Annotated in this window: 16 protein-coding genes and 2 pseudogenes; 14 read left to right on the forward strand and 4 right to left on the reverse strand. The window is 39.8% G+C overall.

What is annotated here, in order from left to right; translation table 11 throughout:
• Window positions 1-10: 10 nt before the first annotated feature.
• From D5F11_RS07645 to D5F11_RS07675, 7 genes and pseudogenes are all read left to right on the forward strand, one after another.
• Window positions 11-679, forward strand: coding sequence for an RluA family pseudouridine synthase (locus D5F11_RS07645; RefSeq protein ID WP_120119312.1), 669 nt, complete (start codon window positions 11-13; stop codon window positions 677-679).
• 201 nt (window positions 680-880) lie between these two features.
• Window positions 881-2215: a c-type cytochrome gene (locus tag D5F11_RS07650; RefSeq protein WP_120119311.1), complete on the forward strand. Its 1335-nt coding sequence runs from the start codon at window positions 881-883 to the stop codon at window positions 2213-2215.
• 1 nt (window position 2216) lies between these two features.
• On the forward strand, window positions 2217-3284 hold the full coding sequence (locus D5F11_RS07655) for a cytochrome c class I (RefSeq protein ID WP_120119310.1): 1068 nt from the start codon (window positions 2217-2219) through the stop codon (window positions 3282-3284).
• 735 nt (window positions 3285-4019) lie between these two features.
• Complete coding sequence (locus tag D5F11_RS07660) at window positions 4020-5186, forward strand: MFS transporter (RefSeq protein ID WP_120119309.1); 1167 nt, start codon at window positions 4020-4022, stop codon at window positions 5184-5186.
• 331 nt (window positions 5187-5517) lie between these two features.
• Entirely contained in the window at window positions 5518-6366 is an 849-nt protein-coding gene (locus D5F11_RS07665; protein WP_120119308.1) for an SDR family oxidoreductase, read from the forward strand.
• 219 nt (window positions 6367-6585) lie between these two features.
• Window positions 6586-7389, forward strand: a pseudogene (locus tag D5F11_RS07670) (RNA-guided endonuclease TnpB family protein); the annotation flags it as partial.
• Window positions 7390-7393: 4 nt separating this feature from the next.
• Window positions 7394-7930: pseudogene (locus D5F11_RS07675) on the forward strand (RNA-guided endonuclease TnpB family protein); the annotation flags it as partial.
• A gap of 586 nt (window positions 7931-8516) precedes the next feature.
• Here the strand turns inward: D5F11_RS07675 and D5F11_RS07680 are convergent.
• Window positions 8517-9692 (reverse strand): acyl-CoA dehydrogenase family protein, encoded by a 1176-nt coding sequence (locus D5F11_RS07680; RefSeq protein WP_120117536.1) that lies wholly within the window; start codon window positions 9690-9692, stop codon window positions 8517-8519.
• 207 nt (window positions 9693-9899) lie between these two features.
• Between D5F11_RS07680 and D5F11_RS07685 the strand changes: the two genes are divergently transcribed.
• From D5F11_RS07685 to D5F11_RS07700, 4 genes are all read left to right on the forward strand, one after another.
• On the forward strand, window positions 9900-10652 hold the full coding sequence (locus D5F11_RS07685; RefSeq protein WP_120117535.1) for an amino acid ABC transporter ATP-binding protein: 753 nt from the start codon (window positions 9900-9902) through the stop codon (window positions 10650-10652).
• 14 nt (window positions 10653-10666) lie between these two features.
• A complete protein-coding gene (locus D5F11_RS07690; protein ID WP_120117534.1) occupies window positions 10667-11512 on the forward strand; it encodes a transporter substrate-binding domain-containing protein in 846 nt (281 codons plus the stop codon).
• Between the two features lie 64 nt (window positions 11513-11576).
• A complete protein-coding gene (locus D5F11_RS07695; RefSeq protein WP_120117533.1) occupies window positions 11577-12278 on the forward strand; it encodes an amino acid ABC transporter permease in 702 nt (233 codons plus the stop codon).
• 15 nt (window positions 12279-12293) lie between these two features.
• Window positions 12294-13025, forward strand: coding sequence for an amino acid ABC transporter permease (locus D5F11_RS07700; protein WP_244862107.1), 732 nt, complete (start codon window positions 12294-12296; stop codon window positions 13023-13025).
• Window positions 13026-13102: 77 nt separating this feature from the next.
• Here the strand turns inward: D5F11_RS07700 and D5F11_RS07705 are convergent, their stop codons facing one another.
• From D5F11_RS07705 to argJ, 3 genes are all read right to left on the reverse strand, one after another.
• A complete protein-coding gene (locus D5F11_RS07705; protein WP_120117532.1) occupies window positions 13103-13540 on the reverse strand; it encodes a hypothetical protein in 438 nt (145 codons plus the stop codon).
• Window positions 13541-13547: 7 nt separating this feature from the next.
• Window positions 13548-13742 carry a helix-turn-helix transcriptional regulator gene (locus tag D5F11_RS07710; RefSeq protein ID WP_120117531.1) on the reverse strand — a complete coding sequence of 65 codons (195 nt, stop codon included), beginning with the start codon at window positions 13740-13742 and terminating at the stop codon, window positions 13548-13550.
• A 154-nt stretch (window positions 13743-13896) separates the two neighbouring features.
• Window positions 13897-15051 (reverse strand): bifunctional glutamate N-acetyltransferase/amino-acid acetyltransferase ArgJ, encoded by a 1155-nt coding sequence (gene argJ / locus D5F11_RS07715; protein ID WP_120117530.1) that lies wholly within the window; start codon window positions 15049-15051, stop codon window positions 13897-13899.
• A gap of 177 nt (window positions 15052-15228) precedes the next feature.
• Here argJ and D5F11_RS07720 point away from each other — a divergent pair, with 177 nt between their 5' ends.
• From D5F11_RS07720 to D5F11_RS07730, 3 genes are all read left to right on the forward strand, one after another.
• Window positions 15229-15684 (forward strand): N-acetyltransferase, encoded by a 456-nt coding sequence (locus D5F11_RS07720; RefSeq protein ID WP_120117529.1) that lies wholly within the window; start codon window positions 15229-15231, stop codon window positions 15682-15684.
• Window positions 15685-16811: 1127 nt separating this feature from the next.
• Window positions 16812-18269, forward strand: a complete 1458-nt coding sequence (locus tag D5F11_RS07725) for an aldehyde dehydrogenase family protein (RefSeq protein ID WP_120117528.1) — start codon at window positions 16812-16814, stop codon at window positions 18267-18269.
• Window positions 18270-18840: 571 nt separating this feature from the next.
• Window positions 18841-20232 (forward strand): APC family permease, encoded by a 1392-nt coding sequence (locus tag D5F11_RS07730; RefSeq protein ID WP_120117527.1) that lies wholly within the window; start codon window positions 18841-18843, stop codon window positions 20230-20232.
• The last annotated feature ends 99 nt before the right edge of the window (window positions 20233-20331 follow it).

Raw genomic sequence — 20331 nt, forward strand, 5'->3', positions numbered from 1 at the left:
TGTTGCGCAGATGAAGATTCAAATTTTGTATGAAGACAATCATCTTCTTGTGGTGGAAAAGCCAGTGAATCTACCTGTACAGGAGGATAACAGTGGTGATAAGGATCTGCTTACAGCATTAAAAGAAGATATTAAGATTCGCTATGAAAAGCCGGGAAACGTATATCTTGGGCTTGTACATCGCCTAGATCGCCCGGTAGGAGGCGTGATGGTTTTTGCAAAAACCTCCAAAGCAGCTTCCAGATTGTCTGATGCAATCAGGAGGCAACAGTTCGAAAGGACATATCTTGCTGTTGTCAGGGGGGTTCCACAGGAAGAAGCCCGGCTCGTGCATTACTTATATAAAGATCAGCGAAATAATATCGTTAAGGTGGTTTCCTCTAATCATAAGCAAGGAAAAAAGTCGATTTTGGAATATAGAGTGCTCGGCATGGCGGAGAACCTCAGTCTGTTGTCTGTCAGGCTGCTTACTGGGCGTTCCCATCAAATACGGGTACAGCTTTCATCTATTGGCCATCCTTTGTATGGAGATCAAAAATACGGGCAGAATGTGAATCGTCCTGGGCAGCAAATAGCACTGTGGGCGAATACTCTTGAATTTGCTCATCCAACGAAAAAAGAAATGGTCAGATTCGAATCAAGACCGCCAAAAGAGTATCCTTGGGAACTGTGGCGGTAATGTAAATGTGAGATTCTAGTACTTACCTTCATATGATGCTGTCTACGGAGCATATTGCTCCATAGACAGCATTTCTTTTGCACCGATCATGTTATTCACACATCCAACAAAGAATGGCCCAATAAAAGTCAATCTAATTTAACAGATACCACACAACGTCCTCTTATGATGAAATGGAGAACATCAAAGGGAGGGACCTGCATGAACTTTCCGGTTGTAGAGTTCCCGTGGCTGGGAAATGGTACTGTCATAGCAATCATAGCTATTATTCATGTCATTATCAGTCATGGTGTGGCTATAGGGATTACAACGCTCATGGTAACTGCGGAATATCGTGCAATACAAACTAATAACGAGCAATTAAGGAATGTGGCAAGAAAGCTTAGTAAGTGGGTATTAATCTTAACTACAACAATAGGAGCCATTACAGGTGTTGGAATTTGGTTTTCAACGACAGTGATTCAACCTGACTCTATCGGCTCATTGCTGAGGATCTTTTTTTGGGCATGGTTTGTTGAATGGGTTGTATTTGTTACTGAGGTTGTTCTGCTCATTATTTATTATTACACGTGGGATAAGTGGGAAGGTGCTAAAAGGATCATCCATAACCGAATCGGTGTTGCACTTGCTATATTCTCATGGATCACTGCCGCTATCATTACAGGTATTTTATCAGCAAAGCTTACACCGGGCAGGTGGACGGAAACCTTTTCTTTTTGGAATGCCTTCTTTAATCCTACCTATTTGCCGTCTTTAGCTTTCAGGACATTTCTTGCTGTGATGTTGGCTGTTGCACTTCTATCTTTCCCAATAAAGATTTTTGTCAAGAACAAGTCACTTCAAGAAGATGTATTCAAGGTTTTGGGCTTTTGGACAGCCATTTGTTTGCCGGGAATATTAATTAGTGGGCTTTGGTATTTGCAGAGCATTCCCCCGGAAGCATATGACATGATTGTCTGGTCCACAGGAATGACTGATCAAGTGTTTAAAGTTCTGAATCTTTTGGGTCTGTTTGCTTTTGTGATTTTTGCTTTCTGGATGGTAATGAAGCCTAAGAAGCTGCCGCTTATTTTATCCATTGCAATATTTGGCACCTCAATGGCTTTTATCGCAGAATTTGAAGCAGTGCGCGAGTCTGTCCGAAAACCATTTATTATTTATGACTATATGTATGCCAACGGCGTTTTGGCAAAAAATGAAGAACTGTATAAAAAGGAAGGGTACCTTAAGCATTCTACCTTTTCAAAGGTCAAAGAGGTAACGGAGGACAATCGGGCTGAGGCAGGGATGGAACTATACAGGGGGCAATGCATGTCTTGCCACACAGTGGACGGCTGGAGAGAGAAGCGGGCATTTAAACAAAGGCTTGCTGGCTGGGACGAAGAAAGCATTGCATCGTATATCCAAACTCTCCATGAAACTAGACCGTTTATGCCACCATTTGTAGGAACTGAAGATGAATTGAATGCGTTGGCACACTATTTGGCTGAAGTGACTAAAAAAGAACCGGTATCCACAGCATTGGAGGGAAAGTGATATGTTGCAATTATTTTCCATCATACCGAAAGATATAGAACTAGCCATTCCTGGAAACATTGGTTTTTTTGAAGTGTTAATTGTAGTGAGCTTTCTGATGCATATTTTATTTGTCAACATTACTGTGGGCTCATCAACCCTTGCAGTATTTCAAGAAGTTAGAGGAATGCGGAAAAAAGAGAAGGTATTTGATGAGTTTGCTTTTCAATTGGCGAATCACACATCTATCCTAAAAAGTATTGCCGTCGTATTAGGAGTAGCGCCACTTTTGCTCATCAGTGTCATCTATACGCAATATTTCTACCCTTCAACGCTGTTGATTGGTAAGGCTTGGCTCTCACTCCTTATTATTTTAATCACCGCATTTCTGATTCTATATGCTTATAAGTTTCTTTGGAGAAAAATGGATAAAGGTGGTAAAAAAGTACTGCATGTTGCCATAGGTGCAAGCGGCAGTTTGCTACTTCTTTTCGTTCCGCTGATTTTCATTGTTAATGTTGTATCTATGCTATACCCGGAAATGTGGGCGGGGTCAAAAGGATTTTTTCATGGATTATTCTATTATCCTCAAATCTGGCAGCGGTATTTTCATTTTATTTTGGCTAGTTTTGCAGTTACGGGAATTTACCTCTATTTTTGGAATAACAGGCTGCAGAAAAAACTGAACACCCAATCCATGGAAAACAATAAAAAACAGGAAAAGTTCATAGTCTATGTACATGGGAAAAGGTTGGGTCTGCAAGTTGCGATTTGGACAACCTTACTGCAGCTTATTTTCGGCACCATCCTATTAATTAGCTTTGAACGGCCAATTATGATGCTGTATATGGGAGAGGACCTTTTGTTGACAACACTGTTGCTAGTGTCTATTCTTTTGACCTTGGTCATGGTCTTTTTCCTCTATCAATTGCAAAAGCATGATGTTAAACGATATCTGATGCTTTCGTTAACCACCTTTCTTGTTGTGTTAAGCTTGATGGGATGGATGCGTCATGAATTAAGGGAAAATTACTTGCAGCCGTATATTGATCAGAATCCACGGACTGCAAATGACATTGAAAGCAACTAATCACTTTTAAACAGTAGGGGTACTTTGTAAAATTAAAGACAAGTGAATGTATGATTTTATTATGATAATAACAACTTGTCTTTAATGTCACACATTTTATCAAATTTAAGTACATCCCTTATATATAGTGGTGTTCTGATTAGTAACGCCAATAACGGATCCTCAGTTGGATTTGCTTTTTTTATCAACATATATTAAAGTAGATAAATCTATTTACTAGTATTAAGAAAGGAGGCAAAAAGCCATGGGAACTGTTTTCAGAAGAATTGCAACAGAAGTAAAGTCATATTTACATTTAGGAGATTTACTTTCAATGGGACCAGTCTGTCCTTTTTTAAGCAAACTTCATATAGAGACCAGCTACCGGAAGCTTTTTGTCTTTTTATTTTAGAATCTGTAGAAAACCCTTAAATTGTTTGTGCATTTTGATTAAATACTAAGCAATAACTAGACGCAGGTTTTATATAGCGTCTTTTTTCGTTTTACAGGAGAAGAATTGAGAGGTGAATGTGTATACAGCCTCTTGTTGGATGAAATTCATGAAAAAGTGGTCAATGGTTCAGGTAAGAGACCACAAAATAACGAAAAACCAAGTTGTAATAATTGGTGTGATCCCAATAAAGGAGTTATAGAAAGGGTGAGACAATTGTTTAAAAATCTTAGGCAATATAGAAACGTCTCAGTGTTCCAAACGCTTCTAATTTAGAAAAATAATTAGAAGCGAGGAATAATAATATGAAAAAACAGAAAATCTTTAATAGATCATTTCTATTTTTATTTATAAGTAACTTTTTAGTTTTTATAGGGTTTGAAATGTTGCTCCCTATTTTACCAGCCTATTTGTTAAGCATGAATGCATCTTCCATTCAAGTTGGTCTAATGACAACATTATTTACACTAGGCGCTGTTCTAATCAGACCTTTTGTAGGGTACTATTTAATTAGTAACCAACGGAAAAGTCTTGCCATTATTGCAAGTGCAGCTTTAATGATTATTACAATGCTGTATCCTTTTCTTAATATTATTTGGCTTTTACTATTGTTACGACTTTTCCATGGCGCAGCGTGGGGAGTATCAACCACAGCCAATAGTACAATTGTAGTCGATTTAATTCCTAAGACACGGTTAGGAGAAGGTATAGGGTATTTTTCTATTTCAACAACGGTCGGGGCTATCATTGCGCCTAGTATAGGTATCCTTATCTATGACTCTTTTTCCTTCAATATTTTAATTTGGTCATCAGTAGTACTCAGTCTATTGGCAGTCATTGCGCTTCAATTTGTATATTCACCTACTCCTGTTAAACATGAGAAGCAACTATTTCAATTTTTTGAAGCGATTTTTGAAAAAGACGCATGGTTCCCAGCATTGCTGACTGTTATTACAACACTTGGTTTTGGAGCGATTATTACTTTTTTAGTTCTTTTTGGAAATCAAAAGGGATTAGATCATATTTTTCTATTCTTCCTTATCAATGCGACTGTCTCAACTTTACTACGTCCGTTTACAGGAAAGTGGTATGACGAAAAAGGACCTTGGTCTATCATCATTGTGTCAGCAGTGCTAGGATTTTTGTCACTTGTAATGCTGTCTTATACGACAAATAATCTTTATCTTATTATTGCAGCGATTTTATTTGGTGCAGGTTATGGAAATGTTATGCCATGTTTACAAACATGGACGGTTCAAAAGGTAAGTCAAGAAAAAAGTGGCGCAGCCAACGCGACCTTTCTTTCCAGTTTTGACGTCGGTGTTGGAGTTAGCGCATTTGTATTAGGGATTTTAGCTGAATGGATTAGTTTAGAGATGATCTTCCGGGTTGTTAGTCTAAGTTTTATTTTTGTTGCTGTTTTAGTCTATAAGGATTTTTTAAATGAAAAGAAAAGGTATAAAAATATATAAAATCGATATAAAAACAAATCCACTTCTATGTTAATAGAGGTGGGATTTTTTTGTTGATATACTTTTAACTTCATTCAGCAGAAGTCTCCCACTTCAGTAAGTGGTGAGATGAATGCCTATTGGTATTCCATTCAGTGGGGGTTCAAACCCCGGCTGAATAAAGTGAAAGCCTCCGGCGGATGCCACAGATTTTCAGAGGAAATTTATCGAGCTTAAGCTCGATAAAATCTAGGCGCAAATACGCCAAGGCGCATTTGATTAAAAGAATTTCCCCTTCTTTTTCATTTATAATGATAAGGAAGGTTCAACCAAGTTAAGCGAGGGAATAGAAATGAACAGTCAAACGGTATTGATTACTGGTGCATCCAGTGGTTTTGGGCTGCTGACCGCAATTGAACTGGCAAAGAAAGGCTTCTTTGTCATTGCAACAATGAGAAACATGGAAAAATCAGCCTATATTAAACAGTTGAGCAAGGAAAGTCATGTAGAAGGACGACTGGAATATTTGCAGCTTGATGTGGCAAGTACAAAATCCGTAGAAAATTTCTCGTATCAATTGCGGGATCTTCCCCCAATTGATATTTTAATAAACAATGCCGGCTTTGCGCTTGGCGGCTTTTGCGAAGATGTCAGTTTAATAGAGTATAAAGAACAATTTGAAACGAATTTTTTTGGAGTGATCTCTGTTACACAAGTAGTTCTTCCTTATATGAGACAACGAAAAAAAGGGAAAATCATTAATGTGAGCAGTATTTCGGGGAGAGTGGGATTTCCGGGATTGTCTCCATATGCTGCTTCAAAAAATGCATTGGAAGGCTGGAGTGAATGTTTGCGGCTGGAAGTAAAGCCATTTGGAATAGATGTTGCTTTAATTGAACCGGGATCGTTTAAAACTTCGATTTGGTCTACTGGCAAAAAAATAGCCGAGAAGTCCAAAGCCGATGATTCTCCTTATGGCCAATATATGAATGCCATAGAAAGCGAACTGGAACAAGGGCAAAACAAACTAGGAGATCCCGAAGAAGTTGTCCAGCTAGTAGTAAAATTATGCAAGAAAAAAGATATAAGGAAGCTCCGGTATCCTATCGGCAGTGGGGTGAAAACAGCGTTGTTTCTAAAAAATATACTCCCTTGGACGGTGTGGGAAAAGGTGTTTTTTAAGAAACTAAAAATAAAATAATGCTCTTAGAGATTCTACTGACAAATGGCTTGAATTTTATGTTGAGTGGATGATGGTCCTTCCGAGTTGTTTATCATTTCCTGACAGAAGACTCCCACTTCAAGGAATATAAAGGGCGGAGCCCAATGAGTAAGTGGGAGATGAATGTCAGTTGGCGATAGCCGAAACGGGTATCATTATGATAAAATGGAAACAAACGTTCTTGTTGAGGTGGAATTAATGTTAGTCAACAAAGCGTACAAATTTCGCATATATCCAAACCAAAAACAAGAAATCCTCATTGCTAAAACAATCGGCTGTTCACGTTTCGTATTCAATCATTTTTTAGCAAAGTGGAAGGATGCCTACAAGGAAACAGGCAAAGGATTAACCTACAATTCTTGTTCTGCTGAATTACCACAACTAAAAAAGGAATTAGTATGGTTAAAAGAAGTTGACAGCACTGCGATTCAATCTTCACTTAAAAACCTTGCTGATTCGTATTCGCGATTTTTCAAGAAACAAAACAGAGCACCTCGCTTCAAATCTAAAAAGAACAAAGTGCAATCCTATACAACCAAGCACACGAATGGTAATATCGCCATTGAAGGTAACAAAATTAAATTGCCTAAACTTGGTCTTGTTCGTTTTGCAAAAAGTCGTGATATAGAAGGTCGTATTCTTAACGCAACTGTTAGACGTAATCCAAGTGGCAAATACTTTGTGTCCGTCTTGGTTGAAACAGAAGTACATGAGTTGCCTAAGACAGGTTCTTCTATTGGCGTTGATGTTGGCTTAAAGAACTTTACGATTCTTTCTAACGGAACAGAATACGAAAACCCTAAATGGTTTCGTAAACTTGAAGAAAAATTAGCGAAAGCACAACGCATTCTTTCCAGACGACAAGAATTAGCATTCAAACGAAAATGTAAATTAGATGAAGCAAAAAATGTTCAAAAACAAAAACGTAAAGTAGCACGCCTCCATGAAAAAGTCACAAACGCAAGAACAGACTACTTACATAAAATCTCTACTGATATTGTCAANTAAACTGGAAGAAAAATTAGCGAAAGCACAACGTATTCTTTCCAGACGCCAAGAATTAGCAATCAAACGAAAATGTAAATTAGATGAAGCAAAAAATGTTCAAAAACAAAAACGTTAAGTAGCACGCCTCCATGAAAAAGTCACAAACGCAAGAACAGACTACTTACATAAAATCTCTACTAATATTGTCAAAAACCACGACATCATTGGTATTGAAGATTTGCAAGTATCAAATCTATTGAAAAACCGCAAATTAGCGAAAGCGATTAGTGAAGTATCGTGGTTACAATTTAGAACGATGCTTGAATACAAAGCAAAATGGTATGGCAAGCAAGTAGTGGCTGTGTCAAACACATTCGCAAGTTCTCAACTATGTTCATGTTGTGGTTACCAAAATAAAGACGTTAAGAATCTAAATCTTCGTGAATGGGACTGTCCATCTTGTGGCACACATCACGATAGGGATATTAACGCAGGACAAAACCTTAGAAACGAAGCTATAAGACTTCTAACCGTAGGAACTACGGGGATAGCCTAATCAAAACTTTCGGTTACGAAGGTGTTCTTAGGAATCTCCCACTTCAAACAGCTCGTAAGAGCGTTAAGCGGGAGTAGTTCAAAATAAAAGAAAACGGTTTACAAATATATATTGACATACGTTTAATATATAGGTAATATGAATTCAAGACGTACAAAATTTACTTTCCGGATTAATTACCATTTTTCGGTTCAGGTAAAATAGTGCGCAACCTTATCACATCGTTAAATAAGAAGACTGCCGAATCTGTCAGCCAGCGGCTCTAACCGCGGGACAAACGCAGAATAAACCAGTCGCACATCTAACCCTTCTTTTTTGTTGGGCTGATGGCGGCTGGTTTTTTTACACCGGTTTTCTGATTCAACGGACAAATGATTCTTAGGAGGAAAAGAACATGTGTCTCGCTAAATCAGGTTGTAAACTATGCGGCAACTGCAAAGGCTCTAAAGCGGCAAAAAACGAAAAGAAAAAGTGAGGAGCCAAACACAAAGAGAGCAAGGGAAATGATCCCTGCTCTTTTTGTGTTTCGTGACTTTTTTTCAAAAATGAAGAAACCGTGTTACCGGGTTTCTAAATATATCCATTTTTAATTGAAGCTTTCTGCTTTTTTCTTTCCTTGTTCTATAGCAGCGAGTGCCAGCTTTTGAATCGTCATATCATCCATTGGCGGATTGTGAAGGCCAGCTCTGGCATCACGATAATACCTTTGCAGCGGGTTGGAGCGTTGCAGGCTTTTGGCACCGGCTATGCGCATCGCTTTATCAATGATCGAAATTGCCGAGTTGGTTACAGTATGCTTCACTGCTCCGAGTTCGTTGGCAATCAACGGCCGTCTCTTCTCATCATCATATGCTTCGGCAACATTATATAGGAAATGTCTTGCTCTCATCAGCTCAAGTTCTATTTCACCCAATAAACGCTGCACATTCGGGAGTTCACTGATTGTTCCTTTAATGCTGTTTGGCGAATGTTCATTGGCAAATTGGATGGCATAATCTCTTGCGGCTTGTGCAATTCCGAGATAACAAGCAGGAATGTGCATTACCCATCCATTGATTTTGTTTCCACGCGGACCGTCATTGATTTCGACAAGCATGGAATCATCCACTTTGACGTTTTCCAAAATCAAATCATGGCTTTCCGTACCTCGCATGGAGATAACATCCCAAGTTTCTTCAATAGAAAGGCCCTCCGTATCTTTATGCAACAAGAAGAAACCAATCGCTTGTTTTTCTTCAATCCAGACGGAGGTGAGAAAATAGGTCAATGCAGGTGACATCGTCGTAAAATTTTTCCTTCCATTAATGACCCAGTGTCCATCCTTTTGAACTGCTGTTGTTCCTGGGCGTCCACCTCTTGTCGGGCTGCCTGTCTGGGCTTCACTTACAGCACGGTTGACGAGTGCTCCGTCTAGTACTTCCTTTGCAAAAAAATTCAATCGATCTTCACTCCAGAGCTTTTTCTCGTAAAGCTCGCCAACCGTTCCGAGGTGCCAGCCGATGGAAAGCCCAGTAGCCGAGTCAAAGCTGGCGATTGTCTCTTGAAAAAGCACCATGTCATATACCCTTAATCCTTCTCCACCGTATTCCTTGGTCAAAGTCAAGCTTGTATAGCCCATCTCAACCAGCTCTTGAATGTTCCCTTTGGGAAATCTAGCCTGCTCATCCGTTTCAGCAGATATGCTTTTAAATGCCGCCTCTTTTGTATATAAATTATCCAGCCATTGCTTTTGAATAGCGTTTTTTATAAATAAGTCTTTCATCTCTTCACCTCTAATATTGTATATGCATAAGATGCTTAAAATTAACAAATCCCATTAGTTTGATTGGTTTTAATCTTATCGAACTTGATTTTAAGCGTCAAGCCTTATCAATTCAGTGGGAATAAAAGGTTTAATCCTTACTTTACAACTAAGAATAGTTATGATAATCTTTGGGTTAAATTTAAGAAATAAAAAGCAGGGATCAATATGATTAAGTTAAAAAATATTAACAAACAATTTCAAAAGAACCGTGTGTTAAAAGGAATTGATCTCGACGTGGAAAAGGGGGATGTTTTAGTCATTGTGGGTCCGAGTGGATCAGGGAAGACCACCTTGCTCCGGTGTATCAATTATTTGGAACGGCCTGATGAAGGTTCCATAACCATTGACGGCTTCACTGTCCAAGGGAAGCATGCTTTAAAACGTGACGTGCTTGCTTTAAGAAGAAAGACAGCGATGGTTTTCCAGCATTACAACCTTTTTAAAAATAAAACGGTATTGGAAAACGTAATGGAAGGTCTTATTGTGGCTAAAAAGATCCCCAAAAAGGAAGCGAAGGAGATTGGTGTCTCTTTATTGGAAAAAGTCGGTTTGGGAGAAAAATTGAATGAGTATCCTTTGCAGCTTTCGGGGGGACAGCAGCAGCGTGTAGGCATTGCCCGGGCGCTGGCATTGAATCCGTCCGTCATATTATTCGATGAACCCACTTCTGCTCTTGATCCTGAGATGGTTGGCGAGGTATTGGCCATAATTAAACAGATTGCCAATGAAGGGATTACCATGGTTGTCGTCACTCATGAAATTGATTTTGCACGGGAAGTGGCCAATCGTGTCGTGTTTATGGATGGGGGACATATCATTGAGCAAGGCTCTCCAGAAGAAGTATTGATACATCCGAAGCACGAACGGACGAAAAGATTTTTAAAAAGACTGGTTAAAGAACCGGATTATATGATTTAGGGAGGAAAATGTGAATGAAGAAGTTATGGGCAGGAGCAGTTGCATTGTTTGGACTTATCTTATTTATTTCAGGCTGCTCTCAAAGTACGACAAAAGAATCGGATGGAAAAAAAGTGATCAAAGTGGCGATCAGTGACGAAGTCAATCCGCCATTTTTATATGCCGATGAAAAGAATGAACCGATTGGTTATGATATAGATTATATGAAGGAAATAGAAAAAAAGCTTCCAGATTATAAGTTCGAATACATTTGGGGAGAGGAAGAATCCAATCTCGTTGGTGTGGACACAGGGAAATATGATTTCGCCATCAACTGGTTCTTCAAAAATCCAGAACGACAGGAAAAGTTTTTATATTCGGAGCATGAGTTTGGGTATTCATTGACTTCTTTGATAACGAAAACAGACAGAGATGATATTAAAACATTAGATGACATGGTCGGTAAAAAATTTCCTCCAGTATCGCCAAGCGGAGGCTTGCGTGCCATTTTAAATGCATATAATGAACAGCATTCCGACAATCCATTGACTTTAGAAAGCATGGAATCCCCATCAAATGCGGAGAATTTGAAAATGGTAGACAAGGGGAAAGCTGATGCCATGTTCATCAATGTCACGACATTTAACGAAATCCAAAAGGAATTGAACCTTGATTTGAAGGTCGGAGGGGTCGTTTCCAAAGAGCCGATTTGGACAGTTTACAATAAAGATAACACAGAGCTTGCGAAAGAGATGGATAAAGCCACTGTCGAACTGATTGAAGATGGAACCTTATCAAAGCTTGCTGAAAAATGGTTTGGAGTAGACTTCTTCCAAGATCTTGAATACATCAACGAAGAAGGCTTTAACTTTGAGAAATAATCCGACTTTCCGTATTGGGTTGCTCAGCAACTCAATACGGATTTTCATTAGGTGGTGAATGAATATGACTTCCGGGCTCGCAGGCTGGGTTGATCTACTTATCAAAGTACTTGAAAAGCTTCCGCTCACTCTTTTGATGTTGGGGCTATCATTATTCTTTTCTATTATTCTAGGAGTGTTTGTTGCCATTATCCGGATTCAAAAGCAGCCTGTACTCTATCAGATCGCAACGTTTTATTTGTCATTTACCCGGTGTACACCGCTGCTTGTTCAGTTGTTCCTTGTTTATTTTGGACTGCCGCAGCTGCTTTTAGCTTTTGGCATTGATATTAATGGATGGGACCGGCTTGTATTCCTTGTGATCGCATTTTCGTTCCATACCGCTGCTTATTTATCTGAGGTGTTCCGGTCAGCGTACCTTGCTGTAGGCAGGGACCAGTTGGAGGCCGCATACAGTGTTGGAATGAGCTACCCGCAGGCCTTGTTCAGGATTATATTACCACAGGCATTTGTTGTGTCTTTGCCTAATCTCGGCAACAATATTATTGAACTTTTAAAAGATACATCCCTGGCTTTTACAATTGGTATTATCGACATTATGGGACAGGTGAGGATCATTCTTGGAAATAACCACGGAATGGGAATGTTCCAGATCTATGTCGTGATTTCCTTGGTTTATTGGGGGACTTGTATTTTGATAGAAGCCATTATCGGCTACCTGGAAAAAGTATTTAAAAAAGGCCGCGTCAGTTTATCAAGGCAATAGAGGGGAGGCGAGACATTGCTCTTGTCTATTATCAATCTGGAATTTGCGATTGAGCAAATTCCGGAAGTATTAAAAGGGGTGCCTGCGACCCTTGCCATTGCAGTGGTTGCCATGATCTTCGGCCTGATTTTTGGACTGTTGATCGCCCTTTGCAGAATTTATAAACTTCCGGTATTGAACCGGCTTTTTATCGTATATATTTCCTTTATAAGGGGAACGCCTCTGCTCGTACAGTTATATGTATTTTTTTACGGCGTACCTGTTCTTCTAGAATTTTTGAATGAACAGGTGGGTACAAATTTCGATGCTTCCAATATATCTCCATTAATCTATGCTTTTATTGCCTATACATTAAACACTTCAGCTTATCAGGCGGAAATTTTTCGTTCTTCCATCAATGCGATCAGCGCTGGACAGATGGAAGCGGCGCATTCAGTTGGAATGACAACGGCACAGGGGCTTTGGAGGATTATATTGCCGCAAGCTTTTGTCGTGGCCCTTCCCAATCTCGGCAACACTTTTATCGGTCTAATCAAAGCGACTTCGTTGGCTTTTGCCGTGAAAGTGGTTGAGATCATGGCGATAGCCAAAATTATTGCTAATGATGGTTACAGATTCCTGGAAATGTATCTGGTTGCTTCTCTTGTATACTGGATCATCTCTTGGGTGTTTGAAGTGCTGTTTGTAATGGCTGAAAAGAGAATGAGACGTTATGAGGAGCGGATTGAGGGAGAGGCGGCATCCTGACCCTACAAGTGGGCGAGGAATCCTGAATGTTCATTATAGATAGGGAATGGTAAAAAGAGCATTTGAAGGTGCTCTTTTTACTCTTCGTCTGTATCCTCAGAATGCTTTTTTCTTAAATAGTAAATATATGAATAGGGAGCCAGAGTACACAAGAAAATAACTCCACCTACCACAAAACCATCTTTTGGCCCGCTTTCTGGTGACAGTGTGATTAAAAATCCAAGACCTATGGTGATAAGTAGTATGATCATTACAGTTTTGAAGTAGGAACCCTTTTTAATTTTTTTATCTGGATTTTCGTGTTCGATGGAAATGCTCATTTGTAAATAACCTAATACGATTGCAGTCAGCATAAATACTATCCATAAAGGTTGACTCGTCATACCTGAAATACCGTGCTTTATAGCTGTATACAGCAATATCCCTATCACTCCTAAGCTTTGAATAAAAAAAGCTATTCGTATATTTTTCAAGTTCTTTATCATTAATCTTTCATCAGTAATTTTTTTCATCATTTACTCTTCACCTTTCTTCCCAGAATAAATCATTTAAGGTTTTATTAACTGCGTAGCAGATTTCAAGGCATAATTTTAATGTTGGATTATATTTTCCTTTTTCAATTAAACTGATTGTTTGGCGGGTAACTCCAATTTTTTCTGCCAATTGCTGTTGGGTTAAATCAGCCTGAACACGAGCAAGTTTCACTTTGTTACTCACTTTACGACCTCCTTAACACTGATTGTAACATATACATTACATTTTGTAATATATATATTACAATCAGTAGAAGAAAAAACGGACCTACAACGCTATGCTGCATGTCCGTGATATCAGATAGTAACACGAAATGTTGATTCGGGCTCTTGTTACATCAAGTTGTGTATTCCCCGTTGATTTTTACATAATCATACGACAGATCGCATCCCCATCCGGTCGCTTTCCCCTGACCGTTTCCAAGTGAGACCGAAATGGTGATCTCATCGCCTTTTAGGTAATTTGAAAGTTCCTCCAAGTTTGAGTCGGTTGGTTCACCGTTACTGAATACTGTAATATCGCCGAATGCCACGGATACCATTTCCACATTAATAGGATACTCAGCATTGCCGATAGTAGAGATAATTCTTCCCCAGTTGGGATCGGCTCCAAAAATGGCTGTTTTAACCAATGGTGAGTTGATGATTGATTTCACCATTACTATGGCCTCTTCATCATTTTGGGCTCCGCCAACCTGTACCTCGACAAGCTTTGTTGCTCCTTCTCCGTCTCTGGCTAGGTCTTTCGTAAGACTAATTAGCATATCCGTCAGAACCTGTTCAAACTTTTGAAGGTCAACCGGGCCTGCAAGACCATTTGCCATAGCAGCAACTGTATCGCTTGTACTCGTGTCACCGTCTATGGATACCACATTAAAGGAGACATCTACTGCCTGTTTTAACATGGCCTTCAGTGTTTCTGGTTCAATTTGTGCGTCTGTCATGATATAACTGAGCATCGTTGCCATGTTCGGCTCAATCATCCCGGAACCTTTGGCGATGGCACACAAAGTGACGCCGTCAATTGTTTCTGAACGATATTTGGCAAAAGTGTCTGTCGTCATAATGGCTTCAGCAGAATCCTTTAAGCCATCTTTCTTCATTTCGCTTTTTAATCCTGGTATCCCCTCGATAATTTTTTTGACCGGCAGCGGAACTCCGATTACACCTGTTGAGGAGGGGAGGATATCTGCCGAGCTAATGTCTAATTCGTCAGCAACCGCTGATATGATCGTATGAACATCTTCAATGCCCTGTTTTCCAGTTGCAACATTTGCGTTTTTGCTGTTGATAACAAAAGCTTGAAGGTATCCGTCTTTAATATGTTCCTTTCCGACTGTTACGGGCGCACCACAAAACTGGTTTTTTGTGAACATGGCAGTCGCTGCTGCACGCGCTTCGGAGTAAATGACAGTAAAATCAGGTGTATCGTCCTTTATGCCGAGTCTTTTGGCACAAGAATAAAAACCCTTCGGAAGCAAGGTATGTTCCATTGAAAATTCTCCTATCATAATTAAATTGTATTAATGATATTATACAGCGGTCTTCATAAAATGAAAGGGATAATTGAATATTTATTAGAAAAAATGAATAATTATTTAAAAATATATTGACTTTCCGTTTTCAATCGGTAAGATTAACAATATATATTGAATCAAAAGGTGATGGAAATGATCGAAGTCCGCAAAGCAGTTCTCAAGGATATTGATAGAGTCTACGAGCTTGTCAACCAGTATGCCGATGAGGAGCTGCTGCTTCCGAGAACGCGTGAATCTCTAATTATTAATATACAGTCCATTTTTGTAGCGGAAGAAGGGGAGGAAGTTCTCGGCGTTGCCTGTCTTGCTGTACTTGGCCAGGACATGGCGGAGATTCGGTCTCTTGCTGTTGATGGGAAGGCACAAGGACGCGGAATTGGAAAAATATTAGTAGAAAAAATTGTCGGAGAAACAAAAAAATTGGGAATTTCCAAGCTGATTTCACTAACCTATCAAGTCGCGTTTTTTAAGAAATGCGGTTTTGATATTATACAAAAGGAAGAAATGCCGCAAAAGGTTTGGACAGATTGTATCCATTGTCCAAAATTTCCAGCATGTGATGAAGTCGCGATGGCTATCACCTTTTAACGGGTTAACAAGAAAAAATGTCGAATTCTTGAAGATAATTAGATTGACAGTCACTTTACATAGTTGCTATAGTTATAACGTCATAGATAATTCATGACTGAATAATACTATTTAAGAAGGACTGTCAAATCTAACCGGACTTTGTTGAAGAAGCAAAGCATAACGTAGATTTAGAGCCAGTTTACTTAATAAATGACCGTACTGTACAGCTTCACTGTCAAGAGGACATTTAAAGTAGAACTGGCTTTTTCTATTGGTTAGGAAAGCGTAAACAATAAGGGACAATAAAAGTTCAGGAATTGTCTTGTGCTTTTCTTTGTGCTTTGCATTTTTCGATCGAAAGAGGGGGAGGTTTATTCATTAGGGAGTAGGCCGAATGGCTTGTGAAAGGCGCCGTGCCAGAGGGGAATGAATACATTAATTTCGCTGGAGGCATTGGATCCAAAACAGCGTCCATCATCTCCGCGAATCGTCAATGCTATTTAAGACCAACTGTCTAAGTTCATACACCAGTGTTGTGACGCCTTATGGTTATACATCCAACCGAAACCTGGAGATTTTCAAAAAAGACAATGCTTGCAACCAGTGGTGCAAAGGCAAATGAAAACGCAATTAAATGAGCAAATCAGAAATCGCAATGTTTGACTATGTCCTTTCACTGACGGGTGTTTTTGACAAGAAAACTTAAACCTTCTCGGGTCACTACAGCATCCCTGCTACAGAAGTGATCGGTTACTTGGATGAAACTACCTGCAAACTTCTTTTAGTTTGAAGTGGACGCTGTTTGAGATGGGATTGAAGAGAAATCTGTTGGATTGTAGCGTGTGAATGGATAAAAATTCAATCAGTCTTTAACGGATTAAAGGGTCAATGTGAAACAATCGGTGATGAATGCGGTTTAGGCCGATGTGTGTGCCATCGAACTTGTCATGGACAAAAACAGCCTGAAAAGGACTTACTCCCAATAGCGTACAGGAAGGCCCGATTATATTAAGATCAGGTCTTCGTTACAGTGGCTTACGCTACCTTCCTCCTTTGACAATGGACGAAAAAATCGACAAAGGATTAGCTATCTTAGAACGAGTCATAAAAGCTTAATCAAAAGAACGAATGAACACTTAGGGAGAGTGAATATTGTGACAAATTACTTGAACTTTATTAATGGAGAATGGGTTAGTGCTTCTTCTGGAGAAAAACATGAACACTTTAATCCTGCCAATCCATCTGAAAGCATTGGATTTACTGAAGTTTCAACTGTAGAAGATGTAGAAAAAGCGATTGAGGCTGCAAAAGCTGCCGCAGCAGGCTGGAAAGCCATGTCTTCAGTCAATCGAGGTGAAATCCTCCGAAAAGCAGCTGATATTTTAGAAGAGCGCGCTGATGATATTGCAAAAACAGCTACTCAAGAAATGGGTAAAAGATTCATCGAAACTAAAGGTGAAGCACTTAGAGGGGCATCTATCCTAAGGTACTATGCTCAAGAAGGAATGCGCAAAAAGGGCGAAGTTCTTCCTTCAGCGGCTAACGGAACTACTTTGCTTGCAGTACGTGTACCTGTTGGAGTTGTGGCAGCGATCACACCTTGGAATTTCCCGATTGCTATTCCAATTTGGAAAATGGCTCCTGCTCTTGTTTTTGGAAACCCAGTCGTATGGAAACCAGGGCAAGAAACAGGAATTACAGCCACAAAAGTGGCAAAAGTATTTGAAGATGCAGGGCTACCTGCCGGAGTTCTTAACCTCGTATTGGGTAGAGGCTCTGTAATCGGCGATGTACTTACAACGCATAAAGACGTAGCGGCAGTTACTTTCACGGGGTCAAATGCGGTTGGTCAAAATATCGCAAAATTAGCGACTGCTAATGGAAAGAAATTCCAACTTGAGCTTGGCGGTAAAAACCCTGCCGTTGTTCTTGAAGATGCAAACCTTGATCTTGCTGCACGCCTTGTTGTGGAAGGTGCTATGAAGCAAACTGGCCAGCGCTGTACTGCAACAAGCCGCGCTTATGTCGAAGCGAGCATTTACGATGAGTTTGTTGAGAAAGTAATTGAAAATGCGAAGCAAATCACAATTGGAGATGGTCTCCAAGAGGGCATCACAATGGGACCTGTTGCATCCAAAAAGCAGTTTGACACAGTTACTGGCTATATCCAAAAAGGTAAAGATGAAGGGGCTGAACTTCTATATGGAGGCAGCGCTTTAGATATCAATGGAGGATATTACATCGAACCAACAATTTTTGGAAATGCTACTCACGAAATGTCGATTGTGAATGAAGAAATCTTCGGCCCAGTTGTAGCACTGATGAAAGTGGCTGATTATAACGAAGCACTTCAAAAAGCCAATGATACAATTTACGGATTAAGTGCTGCTGTATTCACAGATAGCCTTGAAAAAGCCTTCCACTTCATGGAAAACAGTGAAGTTGGAATGGTTCAGATCAATGGTGAAACTGGTGGTGCGGAACCACAGGCTCCGTTTGGTGGAACAAAAGCTTCAGGCCAAGGCCCGAAAGAGCAAGGACAGTCAGCAGTTGAGTTCTTTACAACAAATAAGACTGTAACTATTAATCCATATACCAAGTAATGACATAAGCGAAAGCGCCGTTGTTCCACAACTGCAACAGAGAATTGACTTAACCTTGTGGAAATCGGTGTTGCAGCTAAATGTTGTATCAATGATAATGAAGTTTTTATCATTTTCTTTAATGAAATCAATTACCTGCCGAAAGTGACAGTCTTTCGGCAGGAACCTTCAATTAAAGAGCAAGCATCTGTCTGTAGGCATCTCTAGCAATCTGGAAAAGCACGGCTATGAAATGATCAGATTGACTAGGGGAAAGCCTGTTAGTCGATTGACACTGGTCTAAACAACGCCGCACTACTTTGGATTTGGGAGGCTTAGACAGGGCATCCTGTCGCTTCGCTTGCATGAGTACTTCCTGTGCGTCGGTGGCATATGAACGCCACCCCAGAACGCAACATGTCTATATCCGATAAATAAATCGGGACAAGAAAATCAAGACTTTCAGAGCTATAGAGAAAAACGTAAGCTTTTTTTAATATTGGACAACAATCAAAGCACTTGTTGGCACCAAGTCTGCTTTGTGAGAAAGTGCTTTTTACTAGAAGGAAGAATATAACAAAGGAGAAAGAAAATGGACAATAATAAGCAAGAGGTTCAAAAGGTATTATCCCGTTGGGACGTCCTATTTTTAGCTTTTGGCGCCATGATTGGATGGGGCTGGGTCGTTATGTCCGGAGAATGGATTCTTGGGGCTGGTACAATCGGTGCAATGATCGCATTCGTTTTAGGTGGAATACTTGTAATTTTTGTTGGTCTAACTTATGCCGAACTTGCATCTTCTATGCCTACTACAGGTGGAGCACTTATTTATGTTTTTAGGGGTGTCGGGCCAAAATCAGCTTTTATAGCAGCGTGGATGCTCGCACTTGGGTACATTTCAGTTGTAGCTTTTGAAGCCGTAGCGCTTCCAACAGTTATTGAATATATATTCCCAAATTATAAAGTAGGCTATATGTATACAATCAATGATTATGAAGTTTACGCTTCATGGGTATTAGTTGGTGTTGGGGCCTCTATTTTTGTAACAATTATTAACTATTTAGGTGTAAAATCTGCAGCCTTCCTGCAAATGGTTTTAACTATTATTATTGCACTTATCGGTTTATTGCTTATCTTTGGTGGGGTTTTCAATGGAGAAGCAGCCAATTCAGACCCATTGTTTGTTGGCGGTATTGGCGGTATCATGGTTGTTGCTATTATGACACCTTTCATGTTTGTTGGATTTGATGTTATTCCTCAAACTGCTGAAGAAATGAATGTTCCTGCTAAAGCTATTGGAAAAATCCTGATTTTGTCGGTTGTTTTGGCTGTTATTTGGTATGTTGCGGTCATACTGGCTGTTGCTTTGGGATTAGACAAGGATTCTATGGCTGCTTCAACACTTCCAACTGCTGATGCCATGGTTGCTATTTTTGGAAGTGACATTTGGGGAATTGTATTGATTCTTGGTGGTATCGCTGGAATTCTCACAAGCTGGAACGCCTTTATTATTGGGGGAAGCCGTATCTTGTATGCAATGGCAGATAAAAAGATGATTCCTGCCTGGTTCGGTAAACTTGATGCTAAGCATGGTACACCTACAAATTCCGTATTATTCATTGGTGCATTGGCTACTGTAGCTCCATTGCTTGGCCGACCTATGCTTGTCTGGCTTGTAGATGCAGGTGGACTCGCTATTGTTATCGGTTATTTACTAGCAGCTGTTGCTTTCGTACAGCTTCGTAAAAATGAGCCGAATATGGTGCGGCCTTTCCGAGCTGGAAAATCAAGTATTGTCGGATGGATTGCGATCATCTTGAGTATTTTCTTTGTTATTCTTTACATGCCAGGTATGCCAGCAGCTCTAGTATGGCCATATGAGTGGGCTATTTTCGCTGGATGGACAATTCTTGGTATTATTCTCATGATTGCAATGAGGGAAAACTTCCCTAAAGAAAAACTGAAATATATTGATAAAGAATAAAACGACGGGGTCAGACCCCCAGCACGTTAAAGTGGTAGCATATTAACGCAGTGGGGGACTGACCCTAATATTGATGAAATTGAATCCAATCTCACGAAG

Origin of the sequence: Siminovitchia terrae (assembly GCF_003605405.2) — a bacterium.
Lineage (GTDB): Bacteria > Bacillota > Bacilli > Bacillales > Bacillaceae_C > Siminovitchia > Siminovitchia terrae.